General features: G+C 60.4%; 15 protein-coding genes and 1 tRNA gene. 4 read left to right on the top strand and 12 right to left on the bottom strand.

Going from position 1 to position 21064, the window contains the following annotated elements:
- Positions 1 to 70: 70 nt before the first annotated feature.
- Positions 71 to 2158, bottom strand: a complete 2088-nt coding sequence (locus GW587_RS25715) for an aminotransferase class V-fold PLP-dependent enzyme (RefSeq protein WP_166107746.1) — start codon at positions 2156 to 2158, stop codon at positions 71 to 73.
- 120 nt (positions 2159 to 2278) lie between these two features.
- Between GW587_RS25715 and GW587_RS25710 the strand changes: the two genes are divergently transcribed.
- From GW587_RS25710 to GW587_RS25700, 3 genes are all read left to right on the top strand, one after another.
- A complete protein-coding gene (locus GW587_RS25710; RefSeq protein ID WP_166107745.1) occupies positions 2279 to 2755 on the top strand; it encodes an Lrp/AsnC family transcriptional regulator in 477 nt (158 codons plus the stop codon).
- Positions 2756 to 2813: 58 nt separating this feature from the next.
- On the top strand, positions 2814 to 3983 hold the full coding sequence (locus GW587_RS25705) for an HPP family protein (protein WP_166107744.1): 1170 nt from the start codon (positions 2814 to 2816) through the stop codon (positions 3981 to 3983).
- Between the two features lie 81 nt (positions 3984 to 4064).
- Positions 4065 to 5873 (top strand): DUF885 domain-containing protein, encoded by a 1809-nt coding sequence (locus GW587_RS25700; RefSeq protein ID WP_166107743.1) that lies wholly within the window; start codon positions 4065 to 4067, stop codon positions 5871 to 5873.
- Between the two features lie 41 nt (positions 5874 to 5914).
- On the opposite strand, the gene GW587_RS25695 is transcribed toward GW587_RS25700, so the two are convergent.
- Positions 5915 to 6373 (bottom strand): acyl-CoA thioesterase, encoded by a 459-nt coding sequence (locus GW587_RS25695; RefSeq protein WP_166107742.1) that lies wholly within the window; start codon positions 6371 to 6373, stop codon positions 5915 to 5917.
- 167 nt (positions 6374 to 6540) lie between these two features.
- Between GW587_RS25695 and GW587_RS25690 the strand changes: the two genes are divergently transcribed.
- Positions 6541 to 7953 (top strand): sensor histidine kinase, encoded by a 1413-nt coding sequence (locus tag GW587_RS25690; RefSeq protein ID WP_166107741.1) that lies wholly within the window; start codon positions 6541 to 6543, stop codon positions 7951 to 7953.
- On the opposite strand, the gene GW587_RS25685 is transcribed toward GW587_RS25690, so the two are convergent.
- From GW587_RS25685 to GW587_RS25640, 10 genes are all read right to left on the bottom strand, one after another.
- Positions 7954 to 8568, bottom strand: coding sequence for a helix-turn-helix domain-containing protein (locus GW587_RS25685; protein ID WP_166107740.1), 615 nt, complete (start codon positions 8566 to 8568; stop codon positions 7954 to 7956).
- A 154-nt stretch (positions 8569 to 8722) separates the two neighbouring features.
- Entirely contained in the window at positions 8723 to 12955 is a 4233-nt protein-coding gene (rpoC, locus tag GW587_RS25680; RefSeq protein WP_166107739.1) for a DNA-directed RNA polymerase subunit beta', read from the bottom strand.
- Positions 12956 to 13028: 73 nt separating this feature from the next.
- Positions 13029 to 17135, bottom strand: coding sequence for a DNA-directed RNA polymerase subunit beta (gene rpoB / locus GW587_RS25675; RefSeq protein WP_166107738.1), 4107 nt, complete (start codon positions 17133 to 17135; stop codon positions 13029 to 13031).
- A gap of 263 nt (positions 17136 to 17398) precedes the next feature.
- Positions 17399 to 17770, bottom strand: a complete 372-nt coding sequence (gene rplL, locus GW587_RS25670) for a 50S ribosomal protein L7/L12 (protein WP_166107737.1) — start codon at positions 17768 to 17770, stop codon at positions 17399 to 17401.
- Between the two features lie 68 nt (positions 17771 to 17838).
- The gene (gene rplJ / locus GW587_RS25665; RefSeq protein WP_166107736.1) at positions 17839 to 18378 is read right to left on the bottom strand and encodes a 50S ribosomal protein L10; all 540 of its coding nucleotides are present in this window, start codon (positions 18376 to 18378) and stop codon (positions 17839 to 17841) included.
- A 312-nt stretch (positions 18379 to 18690) separates the two neighbouring features.
- On the bottom strand, positions 18691 to 19386 hold the full coding sequence (gene rplA / locus GW587_RS25660; RefSeq protein ID WP_166107735.1) for a 50S ribosomal protein L1: 696 nt from the start codon (positions 19384 to 19386) through the stop codon (positions 18691 to 18693).
- A gap of 2 nt (positions 19387 to 19388) precedes the next feature.
- Positions 19389 to 19820: a 50S ribosomal protein L11 gene (gene rplK / locus GW587_RS25655; protein ID WP_166107734.1), complete on the bottom strand. Its 432-nt coding sequence runs from the start codon at positions 19818 to 19820 to the stop codon at positions 19389 to 19391.
- Between the two features lie 122 nt (positions 19821 to 19942).
- A complete protein-coding gene (gene nusG, locus GW587_RS25650) occupies positions 19943 to 20569 on the bottom strand; it encodes a transcription termination/antitermination protein NusG (protein ID WP_166107733.1) in 627 nt (208 codons plus the stop codon).
- Entirely contained in the window at positions 20569 to 20952 is a 384-nt protein-coding gene (secE, locus tag GW587_RS25645) for a preprotein translocase subunit SecE (protein WP_166107732.1), read from the bottom strand. The genes nusG and secE overlap by 1 nt, the downstream gene beginning before the upstream one ends.
- A 35-nt stretch (positions 20953 to 20987) precedes the next feature.
- Positions 20988 to 21063, bottom strand: a tRNA-Trp gene (locus tag GW587_RS25640).
- Position 21064: the final 1 nt, after the last annotated feature.

Raw genomic sequence — 21064 nt, 5'->3', positions numbered from 1 at the left:
GACGAACATATGGAGGAGTGGATGAAAAAAAGGCCGCTGCTGCGGCCTTGGAACTTTGCGGTGATGACGGTCAGGCCGCGAGCGGCAGCGGTGCCAGCGCGAGGCCGCCGGTCAGACTGTAGGCTTGGGGATGGCCGAGGCGGCGCAGGCATTGTGCGGCCTTGACGCTGCGGTTGCCGCTACGACAGAAGAACACCAGCGGCGCCGGCTCGCCGCGCAGCCATTCGGCGGCGTACTCGGCCAGACGGTTCAGCGGCACGCTTTGCGCCACACGGCCGGCCGGTCCGGGCGTGATCGTGGCGGCGAACTCGTAGGGCTCGCGCACGTCGATCAGCACCGCGTCCGGATGCGCTTGCAGGAAGGCGTCCAGCCCGGCGCCATCGAGTTGCAGCTCGGCGGACGGCGTCGCGGCCGCTTGCGTCGTCAGGCTGGTGCAGAACTGGTTGTGCTCGTCGCGCGTCGGACACAGCAGCGTTTGCTCGGCGCCGACCGCGCCCAGCGCTTGCCGCGCCGGCCGCGCGCTGAAGGCGAAGCGCACCGAGGCGGCCGGCAGGCGCTCGCCGTCCGCCGCGCCCAGCAGGTAGGCGCGCAATTCGTCTCCGGCGCCGCAGGCCATGTTGGCCAACACTTGCGTACCGATCCGGATCGCGCCGACGCTGGCGCCGTTTTCCAGCGTCACGGTCGTGCCGCCGGCGGGCCAACCGTACTCGTCCGCTTGCGCGTGGCGGTCGAAGTGACGGCCCAGCGCGTCGATCAACATGGTGCGGCCGGCGTTGGGCAAGGTGCTGACAATGGCCAGCACCTGGTAGTTCTGGCAGCGCACATAGGATTCGATGCGCGCGGTCACGTCCGGCAGCGGATCGATGACGATGCAGCTGCGGCTGGCCGCGTCCAGCACCATCCAGCTGCAGGCGCCCTCGACGCCCAGTTGCACCAGGCCGTCGTGCGGCACGGCGGTGCGTTCCGACGGAATCAGGCAGCTGGCGCGCAGCGCGGCGCCGCAGCGCTCGATGCGGGCGCAGGCGGCGGCGATGGTGGCTTCGTCGGCCAGCGGCCCGAAGGACATGCGGATCGCGCCGGCGCTGCGCCACAGCGGCAGGCCCATCGCGTCCAGCACGTAGCTCGGCGCGGCCTTGGCCGACGAGCAGGCGCTGCCGGCGCTGACGCGCACCTGGGCGGCGTCGAACACATCCACCAGTTCGCGGCTCGACAGGCCGGGCACGGAAAAGTTCAGCGTGGTCGGCAGCGACTTGTCGAAGGGATGGTTGAAGACGACGCCGGGCAAGGCGGCGCGCAGGCTGTCGGCCAGGCGCGCGCGGAAGCCGCACAGCTCGCCTTCGCTGCGGAAGGTGTCGCCCCGCTCCAGCGCGGCCAGCACCGCGCCCAGCGCGGCGATGCCGGCCATGTTCTCGGTGCCGGAGCGCTGCGCGCTTTCCTGGCCGCCACCCATGATCAGCGGCGTGAACGGCGCGCCGGCGCGCACGTACAACATGCCGATGCCTTTCGGCGCGTACAGCTTATGCCCGGAGAACGGCGCGTAATCGATGCGGGTGGACGCCAGTTGCAGCTCCAGCTTGCCCAGCGCCTGCACGCAATCGACCATCCAGTAGGCGCGGCTGCCGGTGTCGCCCAGCACGGCGGCGATGCCGTCGAGGTCGGTGACGACGCCGGTTTCGTTGTTTGCCGCCATGGTGCAAACCAGCGCGGCCTGGCCGGCCAGCTGGCGCAGTGCCGCCAGGTCATGCGCGCCGTCGCCGTCGACCGGCAACTTGTGCAGCGTCAGGTTCAGGCCCAGCAGCCGGTTCCAGTGCGCCAGGCTTTCCGGCACCGCCTTGTGCTCGGTGGCGCCATAGACCAGCAGATCGCCGATGGCCTCGCCCTTGTCCTGGCGCTCGCGCAAGCCGATCAGCGCCGACAGCACCGAGGTCTGGATGCCTTCGGTGGCGCCGCTGTTGAACATCAGGCGGCCCTCGCCCACGCCCAGCAGACGTACGGCGCAGGCGCGCGCCTCGTCGAGGATGGCCTTGGCCTTGAGTCCGGCGCCGTGGGTGCTGCTGGGATTGCCGAAGCGGCGTCCCATGGTGTCGAGGGCGGCGTCGATGGCGGCGGGGAGGACGGCGCTGGTGGCGTTGCCGTCGAGGTAGATTTCGGTGGTCATGATGGCGGTTGCTGGTTGGATGCATACAGCTTACGCACTTATGCCGAAATATACGTACTAAAATCCTCCGCCCACGCACTAGTTGTAGATGTTTTATACCTCCAATGGTAAATTAGTAGGATGAATCCACTTGACCGTTATGACTACGCCATTCTTTCCGCGCTTCAGGCCGACGGCACGCTGTCGATCGCCCAGCTCAGCGAGCGGGTCGGGCTGTCCAACACGCCCTGCTGGAAGCGGGTTCGACGCCTGGAGGAGGAAGGCTATATCGAGAGCCGCGTGGCCATCATCAACCGCCGCAAGGTCGGCCTGCCGGTGACGGTGTTCGTCAGCGTGCGCACCACCTCGCACGACGAGAAATGGTTCGCCCGCTTCGCAGCCGCAGTGGCGGCGCTGCCGGAAGTGCAGGAATTTCATCGCATGAGCGGCGACGTCGATTATCTTTTGAAGGTGGTTACAAGCGATATCGAAGGATATGACCGCTTTTACAAAAAGTTGATCAAGTCTGTGCAGCTCAGCGGGGTCTCCTCGGCGTTTTCGATGGAACAGATCAAGATCACCACGTCCCTGCCGCTGGAGTTGGTTTCGCACCAATAGGGTGCGCAAGCGCGCTGAGCATGGGATAATGTGCCATTCCTAATACCTCATTTACCCCATGCGCGCCTTCCTCGAACGCTGGCTGCCCAGCCCCACCACCGCCAGCCGGCGCGAACAGCTGCGGGCCGCCGCCGGCGCGCTGTGCGGCCTGCTGATCACCGCCCTGCTCAGTCACTTCCTGTTGCCGCCGGGCGCCGCCATCTACATGGTTGCGCCGATGGGCGCTTCCGCCGTGCTGCTGTTCGCGCTGCCGGCCAGTCCGTTGGCCCAGCCGTGGTCGGCCATCGGCGGCAACGTCGTCAGCGGCCTGGTCGGTGTGGCCTGCGTGCGCTGGTGCGGCGACGCCCTGTCCTTGCCGCTGCTGGGCGCGCTGGCGACCGGCCTGGCGATCGCCGCCATGTTCGTCACCCGCTGCCTGCATCCACCCGGCGGCGCGATGGCGCTGACCACGGTGATCGGCGGACCGGTGGTGCACGCGGCGGGCTTCGGTTTCGTGCTGAGCACGGTGCTGGTCAATACCGTGGTGCTGGTCGCGATGGCGATCCTGTACAACAACCTGACCGGGCGGCGCTATCCGCACACGCAGCAAGCGGCGCATCCCAATCCGCACGGCACCGCCGACAAGGTGCCGACGGTGCGGCTGGGCTTCCGCCCGGAAGATCTCGACGCGGTGCTGAAGCAGCACAACCAGGTGCTGGACATCAGCCGCGACGATCTGGAATCGCTGTTCATGCAGACCGAGCAGCGCGCCTACCAGCGCCGCTTCGGCATCATCCACTGCGCCGACATCATGTCGCGCGACATCGTCAGCGCGGAGTTCGGCACCAGCCTGGAGGAAGCGTGGCAGCAGCTGCGCTCGCACCGCTTGACGGCGCTGCCGGTGCTCAACCGCGCGCGCCGCGTGATCGGCATCGTCACCCAAAGCGATTTCCTGGAGCACGGCGGCCTCGACGACTACAGCGGCATCCGCCAGCAACTGCACCGCTTCCTGCGCAAAACCGGCGTCAGTCACAGCGAAAAAGCCGAAGTTGTCGGCCAGATCATGACCCAGCATCCGAGCACCGCGCGGGTCGATACGCCGATCGTCGACGTGGTGCCGCTGATGGCGGATTCCGGTTTCCATCACATCCTGATCGTCGACGAAGAGCAGCGATTTGCCGGCATCATCACCCAGTCCGATCTGGTGGCGGCGCTGTACGAGAGCCGTTTCGCCGAAGCGGCGGCTTGATACAAAATTCTTTCCCGGCCGGCGCGCTATGCCTTATGCTTAGCGCCGCTTGATTCCAATCATATAAACCGGGAAACAAATATGAAGCATCCAATTCGTCTGGCCGCCGTGGTCGCCGCCCTCACGCTGGCGTTCGCCGCCGCTCCCCACAGCATCGCCGCAACGGCGGCCACCGTTGCGCCGCAAACCAGCGCGGCGCCGGCGCACAAGGCGCTGCTGGCCCTGGCCGACCAATACTACGACGCCGCCGCCCGCTTCGAGCCGATCGGCGCCACCGAGAACGGCGACAACCGCTTCGACGACCAGCTGGGCATGAGTATCGCGCCGGCCAAGCGCGCCGCGCAATTCAAGCTGTATCGCCAGTTCGCGGCGCGCCTGAACACCATCAAGCGCGAGCAGCTCGACAACGGCGACCGCATCAACTACGACATCCTCGGCTACGAGCTGAAAGGCTTGCTGGCGATGGAGCGCTTCCCCGAGCACCTGTTGCCGATCAACCAGATGGACAGCGTGCCGGTCAGCCTGGCGAACTACGCCGGCGGCGAAGCCTCGCAACCGATCGGCACCGTCAAAGAATACGACGCCTACCTGAGCCGCGTGACGCAACTGCCGGCCTGGATCGACCAGGCCATCTTCAATATGCGCGAAGGCATGAAGAAAGGCATCACGCAGCCGAAGGCGATCATGATTTCCGGCCTGCCGGCGTTCCAGAAGCTGGTCAGCGCCACGCCGGAAAGCAATATCTTCTACACCCCGATCACCAAGCTGCCGGCATCCTTCTCCGACGCCGACAAGCAGCGCCTGACCGCCGCCTACCGCAAGACCGTGGCCGACAAGGTGATGCCGGCGCTGGCCCGCCTGGCGACCTTCGTCGAAAAGGAATATATCCCGGCCTGCCGCGCCTCGACCGGCCTCGGCGCGCTGCCGGACGGCGCCGCCTGGTATCAGGCGCGTGTCGCCAACGCGACGACGACGTCGCTCAAACCCGACGAAATCCACGCCATCGGCTTGAAGGAAGTGGCGCGCATCCAGGCCCAGTTCGAAGTGCTGGGTCCGAAGCTGGGCTACACCGGTCCCGCCGCCGGCCTGCCGGTCTGGGTCGCCGCGCAGCCGAAGTTCTATCCGTTCAAGACGGAAGAGGAAGTGCAGGCGGTCTACCACAAGCTCAACGACGTGCTCGACACCAAGCTGCCGTTGATGTTCACGCTGCAGCCGAAGGCCAAGCTGGACCTGCGCCTGGAACCTGAACTGAGCCGCGCCACCGCTTCCGACCACTACACCGCGCCGGCCGGCGATGGTTCGCGTCCGGGCGTGTTCTGGTCGGTGGTCAACGATCCGACCAAGTACGGCAGCACCGGCATGACCACGCTGTTCCTGCACGAAGGCAAGCCGGGCCACCACTTCCACATCGCGCTGATGCAGGAGCTGAACCTGCCGGACTTCCGCAAGTTCGGCGGCAACAACGCCTACACCGAAGGCTGGGCGCTGTATTCGGAAACGCTGGGCAAGGAAATGGGCTTGTTCGACGATCCGGCGCAGTTCTTCGGCCACCTGAACGACGAGCTGCTGCGCGCCACCCGCCTGGTGGTCGACACCGGCATGCACGCGCAAGGCTGGACCCGCGAGCAAAGCATCAAGTACATGAGCGATACGCTGGGCTACGACGTGGTGGCCAAGAGCGAGACCGAGCGCTACATGGCGTGGCCGGGCCAGGCGCTGGGCTACAAGATCGGTTCGCTGAAAATCGTCGAGCTGCGCGAGCGCGCCGCCAAGGCGCTGGGCGACAAGTTCAGCCTGCCGAAATTCCATGCGGTGGTGTTGGGCGACGGCACCTTGCCGCTGGCCCTGCTGGAAGAAAAAGTCGATCGCTGGATCGCGTCGCAGCAGTAATGCCAAAAAGCGGGTCGCCGTTTGATGCGACCCGCCCTCCTTTATTTAGCGTAACGTTTGATACGCTTGATCACCAGCTCCGGCAAGGCCGAAATCTGTTTCGCATGGTTGGCGAACACGATCTGCTGACGCCCCACCGAAACTGGCTTGCCATCGGCGAAGAAGCGGAACTCCAGCCAAAACGAGCACTTCTTCACGTCAAACGCGTTCAGTTCGCAATGGATCTCCTGGAACGGGAAAGTCTCCTGCAAATAATCCTGCTCCGCGTGCTTGGTGATGAATACCCCCTCGTTCTGCAGCATGTCGCGCGAGATGCAATCGAAGAACCACTTCTCACGGCAAATGCCCTGCCACTCGAAGTAGCGCGCAAAGTAGGTATTGCCGTAGGCATTCGAATCCTTCAGATAAATCGTCAGGGCATGGGTGAACGTCTGCCTGGCGTTGGCGGCCGCGGCGGCGTTGATTTCGGACATTTCTACTTCGGTAGCGTGCAGCAACATGAGATTTCCCCTTTAATGGTGAGTGGATGCCCGGAAGTCGGGCCCAGTCACTAGAACGGGTTTGAATCGCCATCATTTGATCTGGCGCAAAGGCAGCCGCGATATACAAGCGGGGCGCGCCGACAAGCGCAATACTTGGCAATTATCCAACCCCATGAGAACAGTCCATGCACTCGCTCCTGCCGGCCGTGGTCTCCCTGCTTTTCCTGTGCTACGGCGCCTACGTGCTGCATTCGCGCGGGGTCAGCCGCATCAGCCTGACATTCTTCATGTTGTGCGTCACCACGTTTTGCTGGCAGTTCACCTGGGCCGTGCTGTTCCAGACCGAGGACGAGCATGAGGCGCGGTCGCTGGCCAAGCTCGGCTATCTGCTGATCCTGTTCCTGCCGACCACCCTGTACCACTTCATCGCCGAGCTGACGGCCCAGCGCGGCGAGCGGCGCTGGGTGGAGCTGTCCTACCTCGTGGCGGGTTTGCTGGGCGTAATCCTGGTGAGCAGCGACTGGATGGTCGCGGGCGTGTATGCCTATTTCTTCGGCTTCTACCCCAAGGCGGGGCCGCTGCACCCGCTGCACCTGGCACAGACCGGGCTGGTGGTCGGACGCGGGCTGTGGCTGCTGTACCGGCGCCAGGCGCAGGCGGTGTCGACCGAGAAGACGCGGCTGCGCTACTGTCTGGTCAGCCTGCTGATCTATTTTTTCGCGTCGGTCGATTACCTGTGCAACTACGGGGTGCAGTTCTATCCGCCGGGTGTGTTGTTCGTCGCGACCAGCCTCGGCCTGATCGCGCAGGCGATGGTGCGCCACAACCTGCTGGCCGATCCGATGGAGGTGGCCGCCACCATCGCCCACGAAATGCGCACGCCGCTGGCGACGATCCGCAACCAGTCGCGGATACTGGCGAAGTGCCTGCCGGACTTGTTGGCCGGCTATCAGAGCGCGGTCGAGCACCGCCACATCGACGCGGTATTGCCGGCGGCGCAACTGGATTACCTCAGCAAGCTGAGCCACTACATCGAGGCGGAGATCAGCCGTTCCAATTTCATTGTCGACATGATGCTGGCTTCGGCGCGCGCCGGGGCGCTGAGTCGCAGTGATTTTTCCAATCATTCGATCAAGAAATGCGTCGATGAAGCGCTGGCCAGTTATCCGTTTGAAAGCTCGATGCGCGACAAGGTGGTGGTGCGGGGCGGCGAGGATTTCACCTTTTTCGGTTCCGATGTGCTGCTGGTATATGTTTTATACAATCTGTTCAAGAACGCGCTGCATGCGATCAAGTCCGCCGGACAAGGTGAATTGGAGATTGAATTCTTTACCAGCGGCACCCATAAACAATTGCTCGTGACCGACACCGGCTCCGGCATCCCAAGCGATGTGTTGCCGCATGTATTCGAACCGTTTTATAGCACGCGCCATCATGGCGGCGGCACCGGAATGGGATTGGCATTTTGCCGACGGGTGATTACCGCGTTCGGCGGCCAGATTCATTGCGAATCGCTGGCCGGTAAATATACGCGCTTTTCATTATCGTTTCCGCTTAAACCGCAGATACCGATATGGGTCGGCGCGGCGATGGAATAGTTATTCGCTGAGCTGGTTATATTCTTCGCCGCTGACCTTTTCCAGATCGGTTTCGTCGCCCAAGACGTAAATCTTTTGTTCGCGGATTACCTGGAGAATAAACGGCTGCTGTTCGCGCAGGCGGCGCTTAAAGTCGGGAATCGAATATAAGTTGGGATTGATTTTACGACGCAATAAACGCTCGGCCACCGGCAGGCGGGATAACAATTCGCCGTAGCTGGTGTTATCGCCGATCAGCAGCAATTCAACCGCCGTATCCATGCCCTCCTGCTCCTTGGCGGTGGCGCCATAAACGAAGGCCACGTTCAACACGTGTTGCAACGGCGCCAGCGCGGAATTCAACACGCTGACCAGGCCGAAGGTCTTTTTCACCAGCCCGCTCAATTCGCCGAAGACGATGCAGTCCTTGTTTGGCTTGAAGCGCCGCACATTGCCGATGCGCTCAGAGGTGATCACACCGGACTCATGCAGCCGCTTCAGCTCGCGCTGGGCCGAGGCGCTGCCCAGGCCGGTCAGGCGCATGATCTCATTCAAGTGGAAGCCTTGATTGACGCGTACAAATAGCAAGCCCAGCAGTTTTTGCTGGGCGGGGGTGAAGAGGGCTTGAGCGATCATGAGCCAAATCTTAGCATGAACGAACTATTTGCTGGCACCTAAACCGCCGGCAATTTATACCCACCCAGCGCGGGCGCCGCATGCGATTTAACCAGGCGAAATAAAAAAAACGGCACCCGAAGGTGCCGTTTTGTTTTGCGTAGTATTAACGCTATTACGCTTCGTCGCCGTGTGGTGCGACCGTTTCGATTGCTTCCACATCGCCGCCGGACATCGAGGCTTTCTCGGCCTGCAGCAGAGCTTGACGCTCTTCCACTTCCCACGCTTCTTTTTCTTTGCGTGCGCGGTGGAATGCCAGACCGGTACCGCCTGGAATCAGACGACCAACGATGACGTTTTCTTTCAGACCGCGCAGACCATCGCGCTTGCCCATGATCGCGGCTTCGGTCAGAACGCGGGTGGTTTCCTGGAACGATGCGGCCGAGATAAACGAATCGGTCGACAGCGATGCCTTGGTAATACCCAGCAGAACGTTTTCATAGGTTGCCGGAATCTTGTTCTCCGCATCCATACGATCGTTCTCGTCCAGCAGTTCCGAACGCTCGACCTGCTCGCCAACGATATAGTTGGTGTCGCCGGCATTCACGATCTGAACACGACGCAGCATCTGACGCACAATCACTTCGATGTGCTTGTCGTTAATCTTCACGCCCTGCAGACGGTACACGTCTTGCACTTCGTCAACGATATAACGCGCCAGCGCTTCGATACCCAGCAGACGCAGAATGTCTTGCGGATCGGCAGGACCGTCGACAATCATCTCGCCCTTGTTCACCACCTGGCCGTCGTGCACCAGCACTTGCTTGTCCTTGGTGATCAGGAACTCATGCTTGTTGCCGTCCATGTCGGTGATTTCCAGACGCTGCTTACCTTTGGTCTCTTTACCAAACGCGACAGTACCGGTGACTTCCGCCAGCATGCCCGCGTCTTTCGGCGAACGTGCTTCGAACAGCTCGGCAACGCGCGGCAGACCACCGGTAATATCGCGAGTCTTCTGCGATTCGGTCGGGATACGCGCCAGCACTTCGCCGACGGACACGCCCTGGCCATCCTTCACCATGATCAGCGCGCCGACCTGGAAGCCGATCGCCACCGAATGCTCGGTACCGGCGATCTTGACTTCTTCGTTGGCGTCGTTCAGCAGCTTGACCTGCGGACGCATGGTCTTGGTCAGCGAACCGCGACGCTTCGCATCGATCACGACCAGGGTCGACAGACCGGTCACTTCGTCCACTTGACGGGCAACGGTCACGCCTTCTTCGACGTTCTCGAAACGCACCACACCAGCGTACTCGGTGATGATCGGACGGGTCAGCGGATCCCAGGTCGCCAGGGCCGTACCGGCCTTGATGACCAGACCGTCTTTGACGATCAGGGTCGCGCCGTACGGCACCTTGTGACGCTCGCGCTCACGGCCGTGGTCGTCGGTGATCAGCACTTCGCCCGAACGGGAAATGACGATTTGCGCGCCCTTGCCGTTGGTGACGTAACGCATGGTCGAGGTGAAACGGATGGTACCGTTCGACTTCGCTTCCACCGACGAGGCAACCGCCGCACGCGACGCCGCACCACCGATGTGGAAGGTACGCATGGTCAGCTGGGTACCTGGTTCGCCGATCGACTGCGCAGCGACCACACCGACGGCTTCGCCGGCGTTGACCAGCATGCCACGGCCCAGATCGCGACCGTAGCACTTGGCGCACAGGCCGAAGCGCGTGTCGCAAGTCAGCGGAGTACGTACCTTGACTTCGTCGATCGACAGACGCTCGATCTCTTCGACCATGTCCTCGTCCATCAGCGTGCCGGCTTCGTACAGCGTGGCCTGGGTCTCTGGATTGACGACGTCGTTGACCACCACGCGGCCGAGGATACGGTCGCGCAGCGCTTCGATGACTTCACCACCCTCGACCATCGCCTTCATCAGCGTGCCGTTGGTCGTGCCGCAATCATCTTCGATCACGACCAGATCCTGGGTCACGTCGACCAGACGACGGGTCAGGTAACCCGAGTTCGCGGTTTTCAGTGCCGTATCCGCCAGACCTTTACGAGCGCCGTGGGTCGAGATGAAGTACTGCAACACGTTCAGGCCTTCGCGGAAGTTCGCGGTAATCGGCGTTTCGATAATCGAACCATCCGGTTTCGCCATCAGACCACGCATACCAGCCAGCTGGCGAATCTGCGCCGCGGAACCGCGCGCGCCGGAGTCGGCCATCATGTAAATCGCGTTGAAGGACTCCTGGGTGGACTTGGTGCCGTCACGTTTGATGACGTCTTCCACTTTCAGCTGGTCCATCATGGCCTTGCCGACTTCATCCGAGGTTTTGCCCCAGATGTCGACCACTTTGTTGTAACGCTCGCCGGCGGTGACCAGACCCGAAGCGTACTGCTGCTCGATCTGTTTGACTTCGGATTCCGCAGCCGAAATCAGGGTCACTTTTTGTGGCGGTACCAGCATGTCGTCCACGCAGATCGAAATACCGGCGCGGGTCGCCAGGCGGAAGCCCGACTGCATCAGCTGGTCGGCGAAGACCACGGTGGCGCGCAGGCCGCACTTGCGGAACGACGTGTTGATCAGCTTGGAAATTTCTTTCTTTTTCAGCGCGCGGTTCAGCACCGAGAAAGGCAGACCTTTCGGCAGGATTTCCGACAGGATGGCGCGGCCGATCGTGGTCTCGTAACGGGTCACGGTACGGACGAATTCGCCGGTCACTGGATCCTTCGGATGCTCGACGATACGCACGGTGATGCGGGTCGTCAGTTCCACTTCCTTGTTGTCGTAGGCGCGAATGACTTCCGACACGTCCTGGAACAGCATGCCTTCGTTTTTCGCGTTGATCGCTTCGCGGGTCGCGTAGTACAGACCCAGCACGATATCCTGCGACGGAACGATCGACGGTTCGCCGTTCGACGGGAACAGGATGTTGTTCGAAGCCAGCATCAGCGTGCGGGCTTCCATCTGTGCTTCGATCGACAGTGGAACGTGGACCGCCATCTGGTCACCGTCGAAGTCGGCGTTGAATGCGGCGCAGACCAGTGGGTGCAGTTGGATCGCCTTGCCTTCAATCAGGACCGGCTCAAAAGCCTGGATGCCCAGACGGTGCAGCGTCGGCGCACGGTTCAGCATGATCGGGTGTTCGCGGATCACGTCTTCCAGGATGTCCCAGACGACCGGCTCCTGGATCTCGACCAGCTTCTTAGCCGCCTTGATCGTGGTGGCCAGGCCCATCAGTTCCAGCTTGTTGAAGATGAATGGCTTGAACAGTTCCAAGGCCATCAGCTTCGGCAGACCGCACTGGTGCAGTTTCAGTTGCGGGCCCACGACGATGACCGAACGACCGGAGTAATCGACGCGTTTGCCCAGCAAGTTTTGACGGAAACGGCCGCCCTTACCTTTGATCATCTCAGCCAGCGATTTCAGCGGACGCTTGTTGGCGCCGGTCATCGCTTTGCCGCGACGGCCGTTGTCCAGCAGCGAATCGACCGCTTCCTGCAGCATGCGCTTTTCGTTGCGCGTGATGATCTCTGGAGCGCGCAGCTCCATCAGGCGTTTCAGACGGTTGTTACGGTTGATGACGCGGCGATACAGATCGTTCAGATCCGAGGTCGCGAAACGGCCACCGTCCAGCGGTACCAGCGGACGCAGTTCCGGCGGCAGCACCGGCAGCACTTCCATGATCATCCACTCAGGCTTGATGCCCGAACGCTGGAACGCTTCCAGCACTTTCAGGCGCTTGGCGTATTTCTTGATCTTGGCTTCGGACTTCGATTCCTTCAGTTCCACGCGCAGGGTCTCGGCATCGCGGTGGATGTCGATCGAGCGCAGCAGTTCACGGATACCTTCGGCGCCCATGAAGGCGGTGAAGTCGTCGCCGTACTCTTCGTACTTGGCGGCGTAGTCGTCTTCCGACATGATCTGGCACTTCTTCAGCGGGGTCATGCCTGGATCGGTCACGACGTATGCTTCGAAGTACAGCACGCGTTCGATGTCGCGCAGCGTCATGTCCAGGACCATGCCCAGACGCGACGGCAGCGATTTCAGGAACCAGATGTGCGCGGTCGGCGACGCCAGTTCGATGTGGCCCATGCGCTCGCGACGCACTTTGGCCAGCGTGACTTCAACGCCGCACTTTTCGCAGATGACGCCGCGGTGTTTCAGGCGCTTGTACTTGCCGCACAGGCATTCGTAATCCTTGATCGGGCCAAAGATCTTGGCGCAGAACAGGCCGTCGCGCTCAGGCTTGAAGGTACGATAGTTGATGGTTTCCGGCTTTTTAACTTCGCCGTAGGACCACGAACGGATTTTTTCAGGCGACGCGAGACCGATCTTGATTGCATCGAAGGTCTCGTTCGTCTGTACTTGCTTGAATAGATCGAGCAGTGCTTTCATGTATCACTCCAGGTAGTGATGAATTCTTTAAACTGCCCCGCCGGCGAAGGCCGGCGGGGCCCGTGCTTGTGTCTTAGTTGCGTTCCAGGTCGATATCGATACCCAGGGAACGGATCTCTTTCACCAGCACGTTGAACGATTCAGGCATACCGGCGTCGATCACGTGGTCACCTTTGACCAGGTTTTCGTACACTTTGGTACGGCCGTTCACGTCATCCGACTTAACGGTCAACATCTCTTGCAGCACATACGATGCGCCGTATGCTTCCAGTGCCCACACCTCCATCTCACCGAAGCGCTGGCCGCCGAACTGGGCTTTACCACCCAGCGGCTGCTGCGTCACCAGCGAGTACGGACCGGTCGAACGCGCGTGCATCTTGTCGTCGACCAAGTGGTGCAGCTTCAGCATGTGCATCACGCCGACGGTGACCTTGCGCTCGAACGCTTCGCCGGTGCGGCCGTCGTACATGGTGACCTGGTTCTTCGATGGCGTCATACCCAGTTTGTGGGCGATGTCGTCAGGGTAGGCCAGATCCAGCATGCGGCGGATTTCCGACTCGTGCGCGCCGTCGAACACCGGCGTCGCGAACGGCACACCTTTTTTCAGGTTGTTCGCCAGCTTCATGATCTCTTCGTCATCGAACTGGTCCAGATCTTCCGGACGGCCGTTTTCGTTGTAGATCACGGTCAGATACTTGCGCATCTCTTCGGCCTTGGTGTGCACCGCCAGCATTTCGCCGATACGGATGCCCAGACCTTTAGCGGCCCAGCCCAAGTGAGTTTCAAGAATCTGACCCACGTTCATACGCGAAGGCACACCCAGCGGGTTCAGCACCACGTCGGCCGGCGTACCGTCGGCCATGTATGGCATGTCTTCCACCGGCACGATACGGGAAACCACACCCTTGTTACCGTGACGACCCGCCATCTTGTCGCCCGACTGCAGGCGGCGCTTGACGGCCAGGTACACTTTGACCATCTTCTGCACGCCAGGTTGCAGTTCATCGCCCTGGGTCAGTTTCTTGCGCTTCTCTTCGAAGGCCAGGTCGAACTGGTGACGCTTCTCGTTGATCGATTCCTTGATCGCTTCCAAAGCGGTAGCAGCGGCGTCGTCCGCAGGGCGGATGTCGAACCAGTGGTACTTGTCCAGATCGGCCAGGTATTCCTTGGTGATCTTGGCGCCTTTGGCCAGCTTCTTCGGACCGCCGTTGACGACCTGGTTGATCAGCATTTTTTCCAGACGCTGGAAGGCATCGCCCTCCACGATACGCATCTGGTCGTTCAGGTCCAGGCGGAAACGCTTCAGTTCATCGTCGATGATCTGTTGCGCGCGCTTGTCGCGAACGATGCCTTCACGGGTGAAGACCTGGACGTCGATCACGGTGCCGATCATGCCGGATGGCACGCGCAGCGAGGTGTCTTTGACGTCCGATGCCTTCTCGCCGAAGATCGCGCGCAGCAGCTTCTCTTCCGGGGTCAGCTGGGTTTCGCCTTTAGGCGTCACTTTACCGACCAGCGTGTCGCCGGCTTGCACTTCGGCGCCGATGTAGACGATACCGGATTCATCCAGACGAGCCAGCTGGTTCTCAGCCAGGTTCGAGATGTCGCGGGTGATTTCTTCCGCGCCCAGTTTCGTATCACGCGCCACGACCGACAGCTCTTCGATGTGAATCGAGGTGTAGCGGTCATCCTTGACGACGTTTTCCGAGATCAGGATCGAATCTTCGAAGTTCAGACCATTCCATGGCATGAAGGCCACGGTCATGTTCTGGCCCAGCGCCAGCTCGCCCAAGTCGGTCGATGCGCCGTCGGCGATCACGTCGCGCTTGGCGACACGGTCGCCTACCTTGACGATAGGACGCTGGTTGATGTTGGTGTTCTGGTTCGAACGGGTGTACTTGATCAGGTTGTAGATGTCGACACCGACTTCGCCGGCGGTTGCTTCGTCATCGTTCACGCGAATCACGACACGGCCCGCATCGATGTAATCGACGATACCGCCGCGCAGAGCCTGCACGGTGGTGCCCGAGTCGACCGCCACGGTGCGTTCGATACCGGTACCGACCAGTGCTTTCTCCGGGCGCAGGCAAGGAACCGCCTGACGCTGCATGTTGGCACCCATCAATGCGCGGTTCGCATCATCGTGTTCCAGGAACGGAATCAGCGATGCCGCGACCGACACGATCTGGCCTGGCGCCACGTCCATGTACTGGATGCGCTCTGGCGATACCAGAATGGTCTCGCCGGCTTCACGCGCCGATACCAGCTCATCGCTCAGCGTGCCTTCGTCGCTGATGGTCGCATTCGCCTGGGCGATGATGTACCGGCCTTCTTCGATGGCGGACAGGTAGTCGATCTGGTCGGTGATCTTGGAACCTTCGACCTTGCGGTATGGGGTTTCCAGGAAGCCGTATTCGTTCAGGCGGGCGTACAGCGCCAGCGAGTTGATCAGGCCGATGTTCGGGCCTTCAGGCGTTTCGATCGGGCACACGCGGCCGTAGTGGGTCGGGTGCACGTCGCGCACCTCGAAGCCGGCACGTTCGCGGGTCAGACCGCCAGGTCCCAGAGCGGAGACGCGACGTTTGTGCGTGATTTCCGACAGCGGGTTGGTCTGGTCCATAAACTGCGACAGCTGCGACGAACCGAAGAACTCGCGGATCGCGGCCGAAATCGGCTTCGAGTTGATCAGGTCGTGCGGCATCAGGTTGTCCGCTTCGGCTTGGCCGAGGCGTTCCTTGACGGCGCGCTCGACGCGCACCAGGCCGGCGCGGAACTGGTTCTCGGCCAGTTCGCCGACGCAACGTACGCGACGGTTACCCAGGTGATCGATATCGTCGACTTCGCCGCGGCCATTGCGCAGTTCCACCAGGATCTTGATCACGGCCAGCACGTCTTCGTTCGACAGCGTCATCGCGCCGACCAGCTCGTCGCGGCCGATGCGGCGGTTGAACTTCATGCGGCCGACAGCCGACAGGTCGTAGCGGTCCGGGCTGTAGAACAGGCCGTTGAACAGCGCTTCGACCGAGTCTTCGGTTGGCGGTTCGCCAGGACGCATCATGCGGTAGATCGCGACGCGGGCGGCCATCTGGTCGGCGGTGTCGTCGATGCGCAGGGTTTGCGAAATGTACGCGCCCTGGTCCAGATCGTTGGTGTACAGGGTCTGGATGTCGGAGATGTTGGCTTCGCGCAGGCGGCCCAGCACGTCTTCGGTCAGCTCATCGTTGGCGGACGCGACGACTTCGCCGGTTTCCGGATCCACGATGTTCTTGGCCAGCACGCGGCCCAGCAGGTAGTCTTCCGGCACCGAGATATGCTTGATGCCGTTCGATTCGATGTCGCGCACATGCTTGGCGTTGATCCGCTTGTCCTTCTGGACCAGGGTCTTGCCTTCCTTGTTGACGATGTCGAAACGCGCGACTTCGCCACGCAGGCGTTCGGCGACGAATTCCATCTCCGCGCCTTCGGAGCGCAGGTTGAAATTGTCGAACACGAAGAAGTTCGCCAGGATCTGCTCGTGCGACATGCCGATTGCTTTCAGCAGGATCGTCACCGGCATCTTGCGGCGGCGGTCGACGCGGAAGAACAGGATGTCTTTCGGGTCGAACTCGAAGTCCAGCCACGAACCGCGGTAAGGAATGATGCGCGCGGAGAACAGCAGTTTGCCCGAGGAGTGGGTCTTGCCGCGGTCGTGCTCAAAGAACACGCCCGGCGAGCGATGCAGCTGCGAAACGATGACGCGCTCGGTACCATTGATGACGAACGAACCGGTGGTGGTCATCAGGGGCAGTTCGCCCATGTAGACTTCCTGTTCCTTCATCTCTTTGACGACCGGCTTGGTCGGCGATTCCTTGTCCAGAATCACCAGACGCACCTTGGCGCGCAGCGGCGACGCGAAGGTCAGGCCGCGCAGTTGGCATTCCTTGACGTCGAAGGCGGGATCGCCCAGAACGTACGACAGGAATTCGAGGCGCGCAAAACCATTGTGCGACACGATAGGGAATATCGAGGTAAAGGCCGACTGCAGGCCGTCGTTCTTGCGCGTCGACGGTGCTACGTCTTCTTGCAAGAAACTATGGTAGGACTCGAGCTGGGTAGCCAGCAGGAACGGAACGTGGTGAACGTTGGCGCGCTTCGCGAATGATTTGCGAATGCGTTTCTTCTCAGTAAATGAGTAGTGCATGGACACTCCGTGAGTGACAGAAAGGATAAAAAATTCAGGTTTTGCCAGTGTTCCAGCAATGTGTTCGGCTGCATGTCACACAGACGAAACCTGAAACTTCTACCATTTCCAGCTGATTCATGAAAACTGCGTAAAACTGCAACGTCGGACCAACGCTACAAATACGACGAGGACGACAAAGGAGCCAAAGCCGGATTTCCTCCCTTTCGAAAGGAAATCCGCAGCTTTGGCTCGAGGCGCTAACTAGCCGCCGTACAACTTGATTACTTCAGTTCAGCCTTGGCGCCAGCTTCTTCCAGCTTCTTCTTAGCGGCTTCAGCGTCAGCTTTCGACAGGGCTTCTTTGACGGTCTTAGGAGCGCCATCAACCACGTCTTTGGCTTCTTTCAGGCCCAGACCGGTGATTTCGCGAACTGCTTTAATCACGCCAACTTTGTTCGCGCCGATTTCGGTCAGAACAACGTTGAATTCGGTTTGCTCTTCAGCAACCGCAGCAGCGGCGCCGCCAGCTGCTGGAGCAGCCATTGCAGCGGCCGAAACGCCGAATTTTTCTTCGAAAGCTTTGACCAGTTCGTTCAGGTCCATTACGGACATTTCGCTAACTGCTGCCAGGATGTCGTCTTTGCTAATTGCCATTTGAAACTCCAATAATTTATTGATTCGTTAGTACATCAGATTGGTACTTGAGAAAAAACCGGTCGCTATTAAGCGGCTGGGGCTTCTTCTGCTGCCACTTCTTCGGCAACAGCTGGAGCACCTTCGGATTTTTTCGCTGCCAGAGCAGCCAGACCACGTGCAAAGCCCGACACCGGAGCCAGCATAACGCCCAACAACTGCGAAATGAGGACTTCACGGCTAGGAATGCTCGCCAACGCGGTAACAGCTGCTTTATCCAGCTGCTTGCCTGCGTAGTTGCCTGCGGTGATGACCAGTTTGTCGTTGGTTTTAGCGAAGTCAGCGATGACTTTAGCTGCTGCAACGGCATCGTCCGAGATCGAGTAGATCAGAGGACCGGTCATGCTGTCTGCCAGGCTGGCGAACTGCGTGCCTTCGACGGAGCGACGTGCGAGGGTGTTTTTCAACACTCGCAGGTACACGCCTTGAGCGCGCGCTTTGGCACGAAGTTGCGTCAAGTGAGCAACCTGGATGCCACGATATTCGGCCACGACGATAGTTTGCGCAGTTGCTACTTTTGCGGAAACTTCGGCGACGACGGCCTTTTTGTCATTCAGATTGAGACCCACGGTCAACCTCCTTAAATGATGACGGGCAAACTGCCTGCCATCGGTTCGAACAACGGCGTCCGAGGTTTAGGAGTCCAATGGACTACGAAACTTGATCGGGTACACCATCTGCGTTGGGTGAAAAATTCAATTAACCGGTTGCCTGCCTGATGCATCCAGCCCAACGGTCTTTGATTGCCTGGTCGCCCCCGAAGGAACGACCAGCCCAAAGAACTGCCCCGCGCTTTGCAGCGCAAGGACTTAATCTTGTACTGTGGGTATCAGGGTCTAACACGCTGCGCGTGTCAGCTCCTGACACCCATTTGCTAGCTTTTAAGCAGCCAGGGTAGCGTGGTCAACACGGACGCCAGCGCCCATGGTCGACGACAGCGAGACCTTGCGCAGGTAGATACCTTTGCTCGATGCTGGCTTGGCTTTGTTCAGCGCGTCGATCAGGGCAACCAGGTTGCTCTTCAGATCTGCGTCGGCGAACGATTTGCGGCCGATGGTCGCGTGGATGATACCGGCTTTGTCGGTACGGTACTGAACTTGACCGGCTTTCGCGTTTTTCACGGCGGTAGCGACGTCAGGGGTAACAGTGCCGACCTTCGGGTTAGGCATCAGGCCGCGTGGGCCCAGGATCTGACCCAGGGTACCGACGATACGCATGGTGTCTGGCGAAGCGATGACGATGTCGAAAGGCATGTCGCCGGCTTTGACGCGCTCGGCCAGGTCTTCCATACCAACCACATCGGCGCCGGCGGCTTTCGCCTGCTCGGCCTTGTCGCCCGAAGCGAACACGGCGACGCGAACGGTTTTGCCGGTGCCGGCTGGCAGCACGACGGAACCGCGAACGACCTGGTCCGACTTCTTAGGATCCACGCCCAGCTGTACCGACACGTCGATCGATTCATTGAACTTGGCGGTGGCCAGTTCTTTGATCAGTGCGACGGCGTTGTCGAATGCGTAGGACTTGGTGCTATCAACTTTGGCTTTGATAGCTTTAGCGCGTTTGGACAGTTTTGCCATGATTACAGACCTTCCACCGTGATGCCCATCGAACGTGCGGAACCAGCGATGGTGCGTACAGCAGCATCCAGGTCGGCAGCGGTCAGATCAGGGGTTTTCAATTTAGCGATTTCTTCAGCTTGAGCGCGCGTCAGCTTGCCGACTTTGTCGGTGTGTGGCTTCGGCGAACCTTTGGTGATGCCCGAGTGTTTCTTGATCAGGAAGGTCGCTGGAGGCGTCTTCATGACGAAGGTGAACGACTTGTCGGCGAACGCGGTGATGACGACCGGGATCGGCATGCCTGGTTCCATACCTTGGGTCTGCGCGTTGAACGCTTTGCAGAATTCCATGATGTTCAGACCGCGCTGACCCAGCGCTGGGCCGATCGGTGGGGATGGGTTTGCTTTACCAGCTGGCACTTGCAGCTTGATAAAACCAATGATTTTCTTTGCCATGATGGCTCCTATCTTGGATATGAGTAGTAGCGCCCCACCATGCGTATGCTGCAGGGCGGGGCTCCTCTTTGCCAGATTTGTCCGGTTTTAACACCGTCGCCCGTTCTGGCGAACGGTGCTGCTTATACTTTTTCGACCTGGCCGAACTCAAGTTCCACCGGTGTCGCGCGGCCGAAGATGGTGACCGAGACGCGCACTTTGGATTTCTCGTAGTTGACTTCTTCGACATTGCCGTTGAAGTCGGTGAACGGACCATCCTTGATGCGGACTTGCTCGCCCACTTCATACAGCACTTTCGGCCGTGGCTTCTCGACACCCTCTTGCATCTGCTGCATGATCTTGTCGATCTCGCGCGCTGGAATCGGGGTCGGCTTGTTCGATTTGCCGCCGATGAAACCGGTGACCTTGTTGGTGTTCTTCACCAGGTGCCAGGTTTCGTCGGTCATTTCCATCTCGACCAGCACATAGCCAGGGAAGAAACGACGCTCGGTGACCGATTTCTGGCCGTTCTTGACTTCGACTACTTCTTCGGTCGGCACCAGGATCTGGCCGAACTGTTCTTGCATGCCGGCGCGTTCGACGCGCTCGGTCAGCGCGCGCTGCACGCTTTTTTCCATACCGGAATACGCATGAACAACGTACCAGCGTTTATTGCTTACTGGAACGCTAACCGGCGCTGCGGCGACTTCTTGTTCCGGCACATCGCCTGGAACTTCGCCTGCCGCTTCATCTTGTACGTTTTCGTTCATTATTTTCGTATGCCCAGAATGAGATCGTACAACAGGAATTCCAAGGTCTTATCCGTGCCCCACAGGAACAACGCCATGACCAGCACGAAAGCAAAGACGATGCCGGTGATCTGCATCGCTTCGCGACGCGTCGGCCAAACGACTTTTTTGGTTTCGCGCACGGCTTCTTTGGCGAAATTCAGGAATTCACGGCCAGTCGTCGAAGTCCACAAGAGCAGAACGGCAAAAGCCAAACCAGCTACAAGTGCGCCTGCGCGTACGAGAGCTGGTTTGTCTGACAGGTAATAAAACCCGACCACACCTGCGATTGCGACGGCGATTGCCAGCACAACCTTGATCTTGTCATTCGACGTGCTGACGGTCTGCACGGATTGATTTGACATTTAATTTACTTTCGGTGCCCTGCACCTGAAAACGGTGGCAGGGACGGAGGGCATCGAACCCCCAACCTTCGGTTTTGGAGACCGACGCTCTGCCAATTGAGCTACGTCCCTA

It is taken from the genome of Duganella aceris (assembly GCF_011090165.1).
In the GTDB taxonomy this organism is placed as follows: domain Bacteria; phylum Pseudomonadota; class Gammaproteobacteria; order Burkholderiales; family Burkholderiaceae_D; genus Rugamonas; species Rugamonas aceris.
Note: the sequence above shows the minus strand (reverse complement) of the source record. Positions and strands in the feature narration are given on the sequence as shown.

Coding starts and splice junctions, on each gene's coding strand:
- GW587_RS25715 (WP_166107746.1), bottom strand. CDS start 2,158: ATGACCACCGAAATCTACCTCGACGGCAACGCCACCAGCGCCGTCCTC.
- GW587_RS25710 (WP_166107745.1), top strand. CDS start 2,279: ATGAATCCACTTGACCGTTATGACTACGCCATTCTTTCCGCGCTTCAG.
- GW587_RS25705 (WP_166107744.1), top strand. CDS start 2,814: ATGCGCGCCTTCCTCGAACGCTGGCTGCCCAGCCCCACCACCGCCAGC.
- GW587_RS25700 (WP_166107743.1), top strand. CDS start 4,065: ATGAAGCATCCAATTCGTCTGGCCGCCGTGGTCGCCGCCCTCACGCTG.
- GW587_RS25695 (WP_166107742.1), bottom strand. CDS start 6,373: ATGTTGCTGCACGCTACCGAAGTAGAAATGTCCGAAATCAACGCCGCC.
- GW587_RS25690 (WP_166107741.1), top strand. CDS start 6,541: ATGCACTCGCTCCTGCCGGCCGTGGTCTCCCTGCTTTTCCTGTGCTAC.
- GW587_RS25685 (WP_166107740.1), bottom strand. CDS start 8,568: ATGATCGCTCAAGCCCTCTTCACCCCCGCCCAGCAAAAACTGCTGGGC.
- rpoC (WP_166107739.1), bottom strand. CDS start 12,955: ATGAAAGCACTGCTCGATCTATTCAAGCAAGTACAGACGAACGAGACC.
- rpoB (WP_166107738.1), bottom strand. CDS start 17,135: ATGCACTACTCATTTACTGAGAAGAAACGCATTCGCAAATCATTCGCG.
- rplL (WP_166107737.1), bottom strand. CDS start 17,770: ATGGCAATTAGCAAAGACGACATCCTGGCAGCAGTTAGCGAAATGTCC.
- rplA (WP_166107735.1), bottom strand. CDS start 19,386: ATGGCAAAACTGTCCAAACGCGCTAAAGCTATCAAAGCCAAAGTTGAT.
- rplK (WP_166107734.1), bottom strand. CDS start 19,820: ATGGCAAAGAAAATCATTGGTTTTATCAAGCTGCAAGTGCCAGCTGGT.
- nusG (WP_166107733.1), bottom strand. CDS start 20,569: ATGAACGAAAACGTACAAGATGAAGCGGCAGGCGAAGTTCCAGGCGAT.
- secE (WP_166107732.1), bottom strand. CDS start 20,952: ATGTCAAATCAATCCGTGCAGACCGTCAGCACGTCGAATGACAAGATC.